A 12,494-nucleotide genomic window follows, 5' to 3' on the forward strand; every position below is an offset into this window, starting at 1 on the left:
CTTCTTCTGCTCCGGGTAGGGCAGGTCGCCGACGGGCCGGTCGGCGTGCCCGGCCAGGCCGAGGGCGTCGAGCTGCCGCTGGGCGTCGGCGCCCGGGTCGTGCGCGCCCAGGCGGCCGGCCAGGACGTTCTCGCGGACGGTGAGGCCGCGGAACAGGCCGAGCCCCTGGAGCGTGCGGGCGACGCCGCGCGCAGCCAGCCGCGTCGGGTCGGGCACCAGCGGGTGGCCGCCGACCGCGAGGGAGCCCGCGCTCGGACGGACCAGGCCGCAGACGGCGTTGAAGAGGGTCGTCTTGCCCGCGCCGTKGGGGCCGATGAGCCCGACGACCTCCCCCTCGTCGACGTGCAGGGAGACGTCGTCGAGGGCGGCGAGGCCGCCGAACCGCACGCTGAGGCCGCGGACGGCAAGGCGCGGGGCACCCTCTCGGGGAGGAGCTGTCAGTGCGGACATCGGCACCTCTTCGTGTCGGTGAGGACGAACGTACAACAGAAACCGACCGGACGGTATGTCCCTGCGAGCACAGTTGTGTCACGGCCGCGCGGAGCCGGTCAGGAGTGCGGGATGCCCGCGATCATGCCGCCGTCGACCACCAGCTCGGTGCCCGTGGTGTAGGCGGAGTCGTCGGACGCGAGGAAGACCACGGTGCCCGCGACGTCGGCGGCGTCCGCCGGCCGGCCGAGGGGGATGGCCGTCGCCGTGGGGTCCAGCCGCGCGGTCATGGGCGTGAGCACGAAGCCCGGGTGCACGGAGTTGACCCGGATGCCGTCGCGCCCCAGCTCGACCGCGAGCGACTTGGTCAGGCCCCGGACCCCGAACTTGGAGGCGACGTAGCCGTGCAGGTGGTCGCCCCCGCGCATGCCCTCCACCGACGAGATGTTGATGATCGACCCACGGCCGGCCGCCTTCATCGCCGGCACCACGGCCTGCGCGCCCAGGAACACACCCGTGAGGTTGACCGCGATGACGGCGTCCCACTTGGCGAGCGGGTAGTGGTCGATCGGTCCGGCGTTCGCGATCCCCGCGTTGTTCACCAGCACGTCTACCGCGCCGAAGGCCGTCAACGTCCGGTCGACGGTCCCGGCCCAGCTCTCCGGGGAGGTGACATCCAGGTGCACGGCCAGCGCGCGGTCGCCCAGTTCGGTGGCCAGCGCGCCTGCGGCGTCGTCGACCAGGTCCGCGACCACGACGCTCGCCCCCGCGGCGTGCAGGGCGCGCACGAAGGCCGACCCGAGCCCGCCCGCGGCGCCGCTGACGATCGCGACGCGCCCGTCGAGCGCGCTCACGGGACCCGGACCACGAGGCGCCCGGTGGTGCCGCCGTCGGCGAGCCGCTGCACCGCCGCGGGAGCGTCCTCGAACGCGACGACCTCACCGACGACCGGCCGGATGCGCCCCTCGTCGATGAGCCGCGTGAGCTCGACGTGCGCGGCGTCCACCAGCCCGGGACGGCGCTGCGCGTAGAGCGCCCAGTGCAGGCCCAGCACGCCGTAGTTCTTCACCAGCGCGTGCCCGGCGTTGACCGCCTGGATCGTCCCGCCCGCGAAGCCCACCACCACGATCCGGCCCTCGAACGCGATGCACCTGGTGGACTGCTCGAAGGCGGTCCCGCCGACGGGGTCGAACACCACGTCGGCACCCGCACCTGCGGTCTCGGCCTTGACCACCGCCACGACGTCCTGCGCCGACCGGTCGATCACGACCTCCGCGCCGGCCTTCCGGGCGACCTCCGCCTTGGCCGCGCTGCCGACCACCCCGATCACGCGGGCACCCGCGGCGGCCCCGAGCTGCACGGCAGCGGTGCCCACGCCGCCGGCCGCCGCGTGCACGAGCAGGGTCTCGCCGCGTTGCAGGGCTGCGCGCCGGTGCAGCCCGAACCAGGCGGTCTGGTAGCCGATGGTCAGCGCGGCTGCCTCCGCGTCGTCGAGCGCGGCCGGCGCCGGGAACACCTCGCGCTCGTCGAGCACCGCGAGCTCTGAGAGCACGCCGATCCGGGACCCGACGACCCGGTCGCCGAGCGCCACGCGGGACACCCCGTCGCCGAGGCCGACCACCTCGCCGCACAGCTCGATGCCGGGAGAGAAGGGCAGCGCCGGGCGGACCTGGTACTCGCCGCGGGCGAGCAGCACGTCGGGGAAGTTCACCGCGACGGCGCGCACCCGGACGAGCACCTGCCCGGGACCGGGAGTGGGGTCCGCGACGTCGGCGAGCTCCAGGACCTCGGCGGGCTCGCCGTGCCGGGTCACGTGCCAGGCGCGCACGGGGCTCAGGCCTTGATCGCGACGAGGAAGAGGTCCGTCAGCTGCCGGGCGAGGACCCCCTTGTCCTCGGCGCCGTCGGGGGAGTACCAGTTCGACAGGTAGTGCACGTCCGCGAAGAAGTGGGCGACGAGCACTGCGCGGGGGATGTCGGTCCGGTAGAGGCCCTCCTCCTGGCCGCGCTCGATCAGCCCCGCGAACACGTCGTGGTACTGCCGGCGTCGGCGCGTGACCTCCTTCTGACGGGGCTCGGAGAGCATGTGGACGCTGCGGAAGAAGACCGTGCCCTCGGGCAGGAAGTCGATCGACGTCTCGACCACGTCCACGCAGACGTCGTGCAGCGTCTGCGCGGTCGGCGCGCCGCGCCCGACGATCTCCTCCAGGTGGTGCGTCTGGAGCGTCAGCATCCGCTCGTAGATCGAGAAGAGGAGGTCGTCCTTCGACTCGAAGTAGTGGTACATCGCGCCCTTGGTGACGCCGGCCGCCTCGACGATCTGCTGCACCGAGGTGTTGGCGTACCCCTGGGTGGAGAACAGGTCGACGGCGGCCCGCGTGATGTCGTCGACGACGCTGGACGTGGCCATGGTGGTGCCTCTCTCGTGTGCGACTAGCCGACGGCGACGGCACTCGCGCCGCCGTCGATGGTGAGCGTATGGCCGGTGATCCACGCGGCGTCGTCGGACAGCAGGAACGCGACCGGGCCCGCCACGTCCTCGGGCTCCCCGATGCGTCCGAGGGGGTAGACCGCGGCCAGGGCGGCCTCGCGGTCGCCCTCGTAGAGCGCCTGCGCCAGCCGCGTGCGGACGACGGCGGGGGCGACGGCGTTGACCCGGATCCCGGGCGCCAGCTCGACCGCGAGCTGTTGCGTGAGGTTGAGCAGGGCGGCCTTGGAGACGCCGTAGAACGCCACGCCCGGGCTGGCCGACAGGCCCGCGACCGAGCCGGTGTTGACGATCGAGCGGCGCAGCCCCGCCCCGACCGCCGCCCGTGTCCAGTCGAGCGCGGCGACGACGTTGACCTCGAGGATCTTGCGCACCACGGAGCTCTCGATCTCCAGAGCGGGGCCGTAGGCGGGGTTGATCCCGGCGTTGTTCACCAGGTGGTCGAGACCGCCGAAGCGGTCCCGCACGAGGGCGAGGACCGCGGCGCGGTGGTCCTCGTCGTCGGCCTTGCCCGCGACACCCACCGCGTGGCCCTGGGCGATGGCGTCGAGGCGCGCGACGGCCTGCTCGAGCGACTCCGGCTTGCGGCCGGTGATGACCACCGTGGCACCCTCGGTGACCAGCCGGTCCGCCACGGCCAGACCGATCCCGCGGCTCGCCCCGGTGATCAGGGCGACCCTGCCCTCGAACCTGCGCATGCCCGCTCCTTCGATACCGACTGTTCGGTATGCCGCCAGACAGTAGCGCATCGGCGTGGTGCTTTATCTGACGCTGCGTCAGATAGGCTCCTCGCATGGATCTCGTCTACCACCTGCTCGTCGTCCTCCACCTGCTCGGCTGGGCCATCGTGCTCGGCGGCACGCTGGTCAACCTCCGCACCCCGAAGATCGCCACCGGCGTGCTGCACGGCATCCTCACCGCGCTGGTCACCGGCATCGCGCTGGCCGGCATCGCGTCCGCCGGACTGGCCGGGCACGAGCCGGACACCACCAAGATCGCCGTCAAGCTCGTCGTCGCGGTCGTCGTCACCGTGCTGGTCGTCCTGGGCGTGCGCAAGCCGTCGCGCGTGACCACCGGCTACCTGGGCGCGATCGCCGGCCTGACGGCGCTGAACGTCGCGATCGCGGTGCTCTGGCGCTGACGTTACTGTCCACCCCGTGAACTCCGTCGGTGACCTCCTGGTCGGGCTCGTGGTGCTGGTCGGGCTCTTCGGGGTCATCGTCCAGGTCCTGCCCGGCGGGCTGCTCGTGGCCGGCGCGGTCATCGTCTGGGGCGTCGTCACCGGGGGAGTCGCGGGCTGGACCGTCGTCGCGATCACCGTCGTGGTCACGGCGCTGGCGTTCGTCGGCAAATACCTGCTGGCGGGCCGGCACCTCAAGCGCGCGGGCGTGCCGTCCTCGACGCTGGTCTGGGGCGGCATCGCGGGCGTCGTCGGGTTCTTCGCCATCCCGGTCGTCGGTCTGTTCGTGGGCTTCGTGCTCGGGATCTACGTCGCGGAGTACCTCCGGTCGCGCGAGCCCCGGCCGGCGTGGCGGGCGACCGTCGCAGCCCTGCAGGCCACGGGCCTGACGATCCTGGTGGAGCTCGCCGCGGCCCTCGTGGCCACCGGCGCGTGGCTGACCGCGCTCGCCCTGCGCTGACCCGGCACGTCCACAGGTCCAGGACGGGATTGTCGGTCCCGGCGCCTATCCTGGGAGTGCCATGACGTCGCTCTTCGAGAACCTCTCCCTGCCCCTGCCGGGCGCCTCGGCAGACCCCTCCGGCGACGCCGCGGCCGAGGCCGCAGCCGCCCGCCGCCGCGCCGAGGCGGACCGCCTGCTCGTGGGGCTCAACCCGCAGCAGCGCGAGGCCGTGATGCACGAGGGCGGTCCGCTGCTCATCGTCGCCGGCGCCGGCTCGGGCAAGACGCGGGTGCTCACCAACCGCATCGCGTACCTGCTGGCCACGGGCCGGGCGCGCGCGGGCGAGGTCATCGCGATCACGTTCACCAACAAGGCCGCCGCGGAGATGCGCGAGCGGGTGGAGGGCCTCGTCGGCCCGGCCGCCGGCCGCATGTGGGTGTCCACGTTCCACTCGGCGTGCGTGCGGATCCTGCGCCGCGAGGCGGCGACCCTGGGGCTGCGGTCCAGCTTCTCCATCTACGACTCGGCCGACTCGCAGCGCCTGCTCACCCTCGTCGCGCGCGAGCTCGACCTCGACGCCAAGCGCTACCCCGCCAAGGCGCTGGCGAACAAGATCTCCTCGCTCAAGGACGAGCTGGTGGACCCCGAGACCTTCGCGGCGACGTCCGGCGGAGGCGCGGCCAACGACTTCGACACCGCGCTGGCCCAGGTCTACACGCGGTACCAGGCCCGGTTGAAGCAGGCGCACGCGCTCGACTTCGACGACCTGATCATGACCACCGTGCACCTGCTGCGCGCGTACCCCGCCGTGGCCGAGCACTACCGGCGCCGGTTCCGGCACGTGCTGGTCGACGAGTACCAGGACACCAACCACGCGCAGTACGCGCTGGTGCGCGAGCTGGTGGGCTCCTCGCGCGGGATCGTCGACGACTCCACCGACATGGAGCTCCCCCGCGGCGAGCTCACGGTCGTCGGCGACGCCGACCAGTCGATCTACGCGTTCCGCGGCGCGTCCATCCGGAACATCCTCGAGTTCGAGGTGGACTACCCGGACGCCCGGACCATCCTGCTCGAGCAGAACTACCGGTCGACGCAGACCATCCTGTCCGCGGCCAACGCCGTGATCAGCCGCAACCCCGGCCGGGAGAACAAGCGCCTGTGGACCGACTCGGGGGCGGGCGCGCAGATCGTCGCGTACGTCGCGGACACCGAGCACGAGGAGGCGCGGTTCGTCGCGGAGGAGATCGACCGGCTGGGCGACTCCGACGGTGTGCGCCCCGGTGACGTCGCCGTGTTCTACCGCGCGAACGCGCAGTCCCGGGCGCTCGAGGAGGTGCTCATCCGCGTCGGCCTGCCGTACAAGGTGGTCGGCGGCACCCGGTTCTACGAGCGCAAGGAGATCAAGGACGCGGTCGCCTACCTGCGCGCCATCGCCAACCCCGACGACGACGTCAACCTGCGGCGCATCCTCAACGTGCCCAAGCGTGGCCTCGGCGACCGGTCGGAGGCGATGGTCGCGTCGTTCGCGGAGCGCGAGCGCATCTCGTTCGGCGCGGCGCTCGACCTGCTGGACGAGGTGCCCGGTCTCGGCACCCGCGCGATCACGGGCCTCACGGCCTTCGCGGCGATGATGACCGACCTGCGCGCGCTGGCGGCGGCCGCCGGCCCGGCCGAGGTGCTCGGCGCGGTGCTGGACCGGTCCGGCTACCTCGCGGAGCTGCGCGCCAGCGAGGACCCGCAGGACGCCTCGCGCGTCGAGAACCTGGCCGAGCTGCACGCCGTCGCCTCCGAGTTCGAGCAGAGCGACCCCGAGGGCGACCTGTCCGACTTCCTCGAGCGCGTCTCGCTCGTCGCGGACTCCGACCAGATCCCGGACGACGACGGCGGGGACGACGGCGGCGAGAGCAGGCCGGACCCCGGCGTGATCACCCTGATGACGCTGCACACCGCCAAGGGCCTCGAGTTCCCCGTCGTCTTCCTCACCGGCATGGAGGACGGCACGTTCCCGCACCTGCGGTCGCTGTCGGACTCGCAGCAGCTGGAGGAGGAGCGCCGGCTCGCGTACGTCGGGCTCACCCGCGCGCGCGAGCGGTTGTACATCTCGCGCGCCGCCGTCCGTACGGCGTGGGGTGTGCCCAACGAGTTCCCGCCCAGCCGGTTCCTCGACGACCTGCCGGACGAGCTCATCGACTGGCGCCGCCGGGAGTCGTCGACCTCGCAGCTGCGCGGCGGGTGGGGCTCGGGCTACGGGTCGTCCGGCGGGGGCGGCGGCTATCGGGCGTCGTCGGCACCGCGGACCGAGCGCAAGCCGCTCCCGTCGACCGGTGCCACGTTCGGCTCGGCCAAGCCGCGACCGGACYCCGCGATCCCACAGCTGGCCATCGGCGACCGCGTCACGCACGACTCGTACGGCCTGGGCACGGTCATCGGCCTCGAGGGGGCCGGGCCCAACGCCGTGGCCAAGGTCGACTTCGGTACCGACGGCACCAAGCGCCTGCTGCTCAGGTTCTCGCCGGTCACCAAGCTGTAGCGGTCCGCCCGGGAGAGGCGGCGTGCGCGCGTGGCGAACCTGCCCCGCGCGGCCACCGCGGCCCAGTCGGTCGGCATCCCGGTCCCCTCAGCCCACCGGGACGTCGGCCCACACGGCGATGACCGACTCGCGCGCGGCCGTGGGTCCCACGCCCAGGGAGCTGAGCGCCCGGTACGCGGCGGTGTCGTCCAGCCGGACGACCGCGAGCAGCAGGTGGCCGGTGTCGATCCTGCGGTGCTTGACGCGGATCGCCTCGCGCAGCGCGATCTCGAGCAGCTTCTTGGCCGACGGCTCGAAGGGCAGGTGCCCGGCCCGGCTGCGTGGCTGGGTGTCGAGCGCGCCCGGACCGAACGACGCCTCGACCTGGGCGCGGACGGCATCCAGGTCGATGCCCACGCCGGCGAGCGCGTCGGCGTCGATGGCGCCCGGCGGCAGCGCGCGGACCGTGGCGAGCACGTCGGCATGCGTGACGCCGAGCCGCTCCAGGGCCTGGGCGGCCACGGTGTCGGGGGAGCGGAGCATGCCCAGCAGCACGTGCTCGGTCCCGATCCGGTCGGCACCGAGCACGCGTGCTTCCTCCTGCGCGCCGACGACCGACTCGCGGGCGTCCTTGGCGAACTTCTCGAACATCAGCCGACCCTCTTCCCGTACTTCTTGTGGACCGCCTGCCGGGAGACGCCCAGGGCGTCGGCGACCTGCTGCCAGGACCAGCCGAGCCGACGGGCGCGCTCGACGTGCAGAGCCTCCAGCCGGTCGGCGAGAGCGCGGAGCGCCCGCACCGCCCGCAGGCCCTCGGCAGGCTCGGCAGCACTCGCGGCTGCGGTCATGAGCTCATCGGACATGCCGTCAACCTACGTTGACAATAGGGGGATGTCAACCGCGGTTGACGCGCGGCCGCGTCGCAGGGCGTCCGCAGATTCGAGCGCCAGGACGACCGAAGGTGCGGACGTCCCGTTCCTGGCCAGGCAGCGTCCGCGGATCAGCGCGCTATGACGATCGAACGTGCGGACGTCCCGCTCCCGGCGGAGCAGCGTCCGCGGGTCAGCGCGCTGGGGCGACCGAATGTGCGGACGTCCCGCTCCCGGCTGGTCAGGGGTGGGGGATCACCTGGGGGCGGGCCAGGTCCCGGTTGTCGATGACGACCGTGGCGCGGGACGCGGGCCGGCACGCGGCGAGGTAGCGGCGCTGGCCCTCGACGTAGCGAGAGTTCGCGGGGTGGGTCGGGTCCGGCGGGGAGCCGTCGCGGACGGCCATGCGGGCGAACGTCTCGGCGAAGTCGACGTCGAGGTACACCGAGAAGTCCCACCAGGCGGCGAGCTCGTCGCGATGCAGGAAGATCCCGTCGAGCACGAGCACCGTGCGGTCCGTGCCCGCCTCCCGCGGGAGGTGCAGCGCGGTGTCGGTGGCGACGTCCCGCACGGCCCGCCGGAACCGGCGCGAGCCACCGGGCGCGAACGGCTCGAGCACCTCGGTGCGCAGGGCGTCGTAGTCGTAGGAGTCGGCCCAGAACCCCTCGGGGGAGTGCCGTCCCTGGCGGTAGCGCTCGTCGCGGGGTCGGTGGAACCCGTCGACCGAGATGCGCACCACGTCCCGGCCCTCCCGGCGCAGCTCGGCGGCGAGCCCGTCGGCGAAGGTGGTCTTGCCGGCGCCGTCCATGCCGTCGACCCCGACGAGCACGGGCCGGCCGAGCGTGCGGGGGTCGGGCACGCCGCCCGTCACCTCGCGCAGGACTGCGAGTCGCGCGACCGACGCCGTGGGCGCCGTGTCCGAGGGCGCGCTCACCGTGCGTGACCGTCGACGTCGGTGCCGAGCAGGACAGCCACGATCGTCACCGGATCCATGCCGGGAACGTAGCGGATTGCGGCGGTTCCGGGGAGGGGTTGCGGAGAAGCGGTGGACGAGGAGGGGTTGTGCACGCCACATCTCTCGATGTGAAGATATCTCCACGCTGCGGCTACCATCATCCGGGGCGTTTCGGCCGCACAGAGGCCGTCGAATGCCGGTTGATGAGAGGACCCAGACCAGGTGGACCTGTTCGAGTACCAGGCACGTGACATCTTCGAGAAGCATGGCGTTCCCGTGCTCGGCGGCGTCGTCGCCACCACCCCGGAGGAGGCCCGCGCCGGCGCGGAGCAGCTCCTGGGCGGTCAGCCGGGCGTCGTGGTGGTCAAGGCGCAGGTCAAGGTCGGYGGCCGCGGCAAGGCCGGYGGCGTCAAGCTGGCCCGGTCGGCGGACGACGCAGCCGAGAAGGCCACCGAGATCCTCGGCATGGACATCAAGGGCCACACGGTCCACCGCGTGATGATCGCGGCCGGCGCGAAGATCGCGACGGAGTTCTACWTCTCCYTCCTGCTGGACCGCGCCGASCGCCSCTACCTGGCCATGTGCTCGGTCGAGGGCGGCATGGACATCGAGCAGCTCGCCGTGGAGCGTCCCGACGCCCTCGCCAAGGTGGCCGTCGACCCGCGCACCGGCATCGACCAGGCCAAGGCCGACGAGATCGTCCGCGCCGCCGGGTTCGACGCCGAGATCGCCCCCAAGGTCGCGACGGTGCTCCAGACGCTGTGGACGGTCTACCGGAGCGAGGACGCCACCCTGGTCGAGGTGAACCCGCTGGTCCTCACCGAGGACGGCGAGATCGTCGCGCTGGACGGCAAGGTCACGCTCGACGAGAACGCCTCCTTCCGGCACCCGGAGCACGCCGGGCTCGAGGACGCCGCCGCGGCGGACCCGCTCGAGGCGCGCGCCAAGGAGAAGGACCTCAACTACGTCAAGCTCGACGGCGAGGTCGGCATCATCGGCAACGGCGCCGGGCTCGTGATGAGCACGCTCGACGTCGTCGCGTACGCCGGTGAGTCGCACGGTGGCGTGAAGCCGGCCAACTTCCTGGACATCGGGGGCGGCGCCAGCGCCGAGGTCATGGCCGCGGGCCTGGACATCATCCTCACGGACCCGCAGGTCAAGGCGGTCTTCGTGAACGTCTTCGGCGGCATCACGGCGTGCGACGCCGTCGCCAACGGCATCGTGGCCGCCCTCGAGATCCTGGGCGACGAGGCCTCCAAGCCGCTCGTCGTGCGACTCGACGGCAACAACGTGCTCGAGGGTCGTCGGATCCTCGCCGAGGCCGGTCACCCGCTCGTCACGATCGCGGACACGATGGACGGCGGCGCCGACAAGGCGGCCGAGCTCGCCCACGCCGCGGCCTGAACCCCCTGACGCAGAGAGAAGCAGACACCACCATGGCGATCTTCCTGACCGAGGCATCCAAGGTCATCGTCCAGGGCATGACGGGCTCCGAGGGCCAGAAGCACACCACCCGCATGCTCGCGTCCGGCACGTCCGTCGTCGGCGGGGTGAACCCGCGCAAGGCGGGGACATCAGTGACGTTCACTGCTGGAGAGACAGCCGTGGACGTCCCCGTGTTCGGCACCGTGGCCGAGGCCATGGACGCCACCGGGGCTGATGTCTCCGTCGTGTTCGTCCCGCCGGCCCACACCAAGGCTGCGGTCGTCGAGGCGATCGATGCCGGCATCCCGCTCGTCGTCATCATCACCGAGGGCGTCCCGGTGGCCGACACCGCCGAGTTCTTCGCGCTCGCGCTGGACAAGGGCGTGCGGCTCATCGGCCCCAACTGCCCCGGCCTGATCAGCCCCGGAAAGTCCAACGTCGGCATCATCCCGGCGGACATCACGGGCCCCGGCCGCATCGGCCTGGTGTCCAAGTCGGGCACGCTGACCTACCAGATGATGTACGAGCTGCGGGACCTCGGGTTCTCCACGGCCATCGGCATCGGCGGCGACCCCATCATCGGCACCACGCACATCGACGCCCTCGCGGCGTTCGAGGCGGACCCCGACACCGAGGTCATCGTGATGATCGGTGAGATCGGGGGCGACGCCGAGGAGCGTGCCGCCGCGTACATCTCCGAGCACGTCACCAAGCCGGTCGTCGGCTACGTCGCCGGCTTCACCGCGCCCGAGGGCAAGACCATGGGCCACGCCGGCGCCATCGTCTCCGGCTCGTCGGGCACCGCGCAGGCCAAGMAGGAGGCCCTCGAGGCCGCCGGCGTSAAGGTCGGCAAGACGCCGTCCGAGACGGCCGTCCTCGCGCGCCAGCTCCTGAGCTGACCCGTTCCGTCCCGTCGACCCCGGTCCGGCTCCCGCGGCGGCGACGATGGCACGGTGAGCGCCACCGGCCCCCGCACGGGGGGCACCCCCGTCGTCGACCGTCGCCGACGCCGCACGCTGTCCGACGAGCCGACGCCGACGTTCTTCACGAGCGCGCTCGACGGCGCCCCGCGCTGGGTCGCCGGGGTCCTGTCCGCACTGCAGGCTGCCCTGCTGTCGTTCCTCGTGCTCGCCCTGCCGGCCGTGGCGGCGTACGTCGCAACCTCGGCGGACCCCTCCAACAGCGGCGTCGGCTGGTTCCGTTCGGTCGGCGTCGGGTCCGCCCTGTGGCTCCTCGGGCACGGCGTGCCCGCCCACGTCGGTCCGGTCGTGGTGTCGCTCGTGCCGCTCGGCGTGACCGCGCTCGCGCTCTTCGTCTGCTACGCGTCGGCCCGCAGGTCCGGGCTGGCGACCTGGCCCTCCTACTGGGCGGGTGTCGGGACGTACACGCTGGTCACGGTCCTGGTGGCGCTGGTGTCGGGAGTCTCCGGGACCGGGCTCGGGCGGGCCCTCGTCGGGGGAGCGCTGGTCTCCTCCGTCGGGCTGGGCGCGGGTCTGCTGGCTCGACCCGAGGCGCCCTCGGTCCGGACGCTCTCGCGACGCGTCTGGGTACGGGTGCCGGCTCCTGCGCGCACCGGCGCGGCGGGGGGCGTGCTGGCCACCGCGTGCTTGGTCCTCGTCGCCGCCCTGGTGACGACCCTGTGGGTGGTGGCGGGCCGCGCGACCATCGGGGACGTCGTGCGGGGGCTCGGCCTCGATGCCGTCGGAGGCGTGGTGCTCGCGGTCGCCGAGCTGGCCTACCTGCCCAACCTGGTGGTGTGGGCGCTCGCGTGGCTGACCGGCGCCGGCTTCGCGGTCGGCGAGGGGACGCACTTCGCTCCCGACGGCGTGGTCGGCGGAGCGCTGCCCGCGGTGCCGATGCTCGGCGCGCTGCCCGCCGCGGACATCGCCGGACCGGCCACGAGCCTGGTTCCGCTCCTGGTGGTCGCGGTCGGCGCGCTCGTCGGTCTGTACGTGCACCGCCGGCTGGCGACCGAGCGGTGGTGGGAGTGCCTCGCGGCGTGCTCGACCGCTGCCCTCACCACGGTCGTCGTCGTCGCGGCCCTGGTCACGGCGGCGAGCGGCGGGATCGGGCCGGACAGGCTGGCCGACGTCGGTGCGCAGGGGGCGGTGGTGGGGCTCCTCGGGGGCGCGGGCGTGCTCGTCGGGGCGCTCCTGGGGGCGCTGCCGGGGGACCTGCCGCTGCGCGCCGAGCTGGGG

The 12,494-nt window shown here is 73.0% G+C and carries 14 protein-coding genes; 6 read left to right on the plus strand and 8 right to left on the minus strand.

The window, feature by feature from the left end:
* The 5 genes from AC1DUQ_RS08220 to AC1DUQ_RS08240 all read right to left on the minus strand — a co-directional run.
* Nucleotides 1-450: ATP-binding cassette domain-containing protein (locus AC1DUQ_RS08220; protein WP_477073636.1), on the minus strand; the 450-nt coding region annotated here is incomplete at its 3' end.
* Between the two features lie 98 nt (nt 451-548).
* The gene (locus tag AC1DUQ_RS08225; protein ID WP_477061446.1) at nt 549-1,283 is read right to left on the minus strand and encodes an SDR family NAD(P)-dependent oxidoreductase; all 735 of its coding nucleotides are present in this window, start codon (nt 1,281-1,283) and stop codon (nt 549-551) included.
* A complete protein-coding gene (locus tag AC1DUQ_RS08230; protein WP_477061447.1) occupies nt 1,280-2,257 on the minus strand; it encodes an NADPH:quinone oxidoreductase family protein in 978 nt (325 codons plus the stop codon). Before AC1DUQ_RS08230 ends, AC1DUQ_RS08225 begins: the two co-directional genes overlap by 4 nt.
* 5 nt (nt 2,258-2,262) lie before the next feature.
* Nucleotides 2,263-2,838 carry a TetR/AcrR family transcriptional regulator gene (locus tag AC1DUQ_RS08235; RefSeq protein ID WP_477061448.1) on the minus strand — a complete coding sequence of 192 codons (576 nt, stop codon included), beginning with the start codon at nt 2,836-2,838 and terminating at the stop codon, nt 2,263-2,265.
* 23 nt (nt 2,839-2,861) lie between these two features.
* On the minus strand, nt 2,862-3,614 hold the full coding sequence (locus AC1DUQ_RS08240; RefSeq protein WP_477061449.1) for an SDR family oxidoreductase: 753 nt from the start codon (nt 3,612-3,614) through the stop codon (nt 2,862-2,864).
* Nucleotides 3,615-3,709: 95 nt separating this feature from the next.
* Between AC1DUQ_RS08240 and AC1DUQ_RS08245 the strand changes: the two genes are divergently transcribed.
* The 3 genes from AC1DUQ_RS08245 to pcrA all read left to right on the plus strand — a co-directional run bounded on the left by AC1DUQ_RS08245 (nt 3,710) and on the right by pcrA (nt 7,068).
* Nucleotides 3,710-4,057 carry a hypothetical protein gene (locus AC1DUQ_RS08245; RefSeq protein WP_175348111.1) on the plus strand — a complete coding sequence of 116 codons (348 nt, stop codon included), beginning with the start codon at nt 3,710-3,712 and terminating at the stop codon, nt 4,055-4,057.
* 16 nt (nt 4,058-4,073) lie between these two features.
* Entirely contained in the window at nt 4,074-4,556 is a 483-nt protein-coding gene (locus AC1DUQ_RS08250; RefSeq protein ID WP_477061450.1) for a DUF456 domain-containing protein, read from the plus strand.
* A 61-nt stretch (nt 4,557-4,617) separates the two neighbouring features.
* Nucleotides 4,618-7,068 carry a DNA helicase PcrA gene (gene pcrA / locus AC1DUQ_RS08255; protein ID WP_477073637.1) on the plus strand — a complete coding sequence of 817 codons (2,451 nt, stop codon included), beginning with the start codon at nt 4,618-4,620 and terminating at the stop codon, nt 7,066-7,068.
* An 87-nt stretch (nt 7,069-7,155) separates the two neighbouring features.
* On the opposite strand, the gene AC1DUQ_RS08260 is transcribed toward pcrA, so the two are convergent.
* From AC1DUQ_RS08260 to AC1DUQ_RS08270, 3 genes are all read right to left on the minus strand, one after another.
* The gene (locus AC1DUQ_RS08260) at nt 7,156-7,698 is read right to left on the minus strand and encodes a Clp protease N-terminal domain-containing protein (RefSeq protein WP_477061452.1); all 543 of its coding nucleotides are present in this window, start codon (nt 7,696-7,698) and stop codon (nt 7,156-7,158) included.
* A complete protein-coding gene (locus tag AC1DUQ_RS08265; protein ID WP_057210438.1) occupies nt 7,698-7,910 on the minus strand; it encodes a helix-turn-helix transcriptional regulator in 213 nt (70 codons plus the stop codon). The genes AC1DUQ_RS08260 and AC1DUQ_RS08265 overlap by 1 nt, the downstream gene beginning before the upstream one ends.
* Nucleotides 7,911-8,157: 247 nt before the next feature.
* Nucleotides 8,158-8,850 carry an AAA family ATPase gene (locus tag AC1DUQ_RS08270; protein WP_477061453.1) on the minus strand — a complete coding sequence of 231 codons (693 nt, stop codon included), beginning with the start codon at nt 8,848-8,850 and terminating at the stop codon, nt 8,158-8,160.
* A 243-nt stretch (nt 8,851-9,093) separates the two neighbouring features.
* Here AC1DUQ_RS08270 and sucC point away from each other — a divergent pair, with 243 nt between their 5' ends.
* The 3 genes from sucC to AC1DUQ_RS08285 form a co-directional block, all read left to right on the plus strand.
* A complete protein-coding gene (gene sucC / locus AC1DUQ_RS08275) occupies nt 9,094-10,275 on the plus strand; it encodes an ADP-forming succinate--CoA ligase subunit beta (RefSeq protein WP_477073638.1) in 1,182 nt (393 codons plus the stop codon).
* 32 nt (nt 10,276-10,307) lie between these two features.
* The gene (sucD, locus tag AC1DUQ_RS08280; RefSeq protein WP_477073639.1) at nt 10,308-11,195 is read left to right on the plus strand and encodes a succinate--CoA ligase subunit alpha; all 888 of its coding nucleotides are present in this window, start codon (nt 10,308-10,310) and stop codon (nt 11,193-11,195) included.
* A gap of 54 nt (nt 11,196-11,249) precedes the next feature.
* Nucleotides 11,250-12,494, plus strand: a 1,245-nt coding sequence (locus tag AC1DUQ_RS08285; protein WP_477073640.1) for a cell division protein PerM, incomplete at its 3' end; no start/stop codon positions are given.

The sequence above is a fragment of the Cellulomonas sp. P4_B5_2 genome, from assembly GCF_056402235.1.

What these genes read in the sequence shown, in the direction of transcription:
- AC1DUQ_RS08235 (WP_477061448.1), bottom strand. Translation starts at nt 2,838, where the DNA reads ATGGCCACGTCCAGCGTCGTCGACGACATCACGCGGGCCGCCGTCGAC.
- AC1DUQ_RS08240 (WP_477061449.1), bottom strand. Translation starts at nt 3,614, where the DNA reads ATGCGCAGGTTCGAGGGCAGGGTCGCCCTGATCACCGGGGCGAGCCGC.
- AC1DUQ_RS08245 (WP_175348111.1), top strand. Translation starts at nt 3,710, where the DNA reads ATGGATCTCGTCTACCACCTGCTCGTCGTCCTCCACCTGCTCGGCTGG.
- AC1DUQ_RS08260 (WP_477061452.1), bottom strand. Translation starts at nt 7,698, where the DNA reads ATGTTCGAGAAGTTCGCCAAGGACGCCCGCGAGTCGGTCGTCGGCGCG.
- AC1DUQ_RS08265 (WP_057210438.1), bottom strand. Translation starts at nt 7,910, where the DNA reads ATGTCCGATGAGCTCATGACCGCAGCCGCGAGTGCTGCCGAGCCTGCC.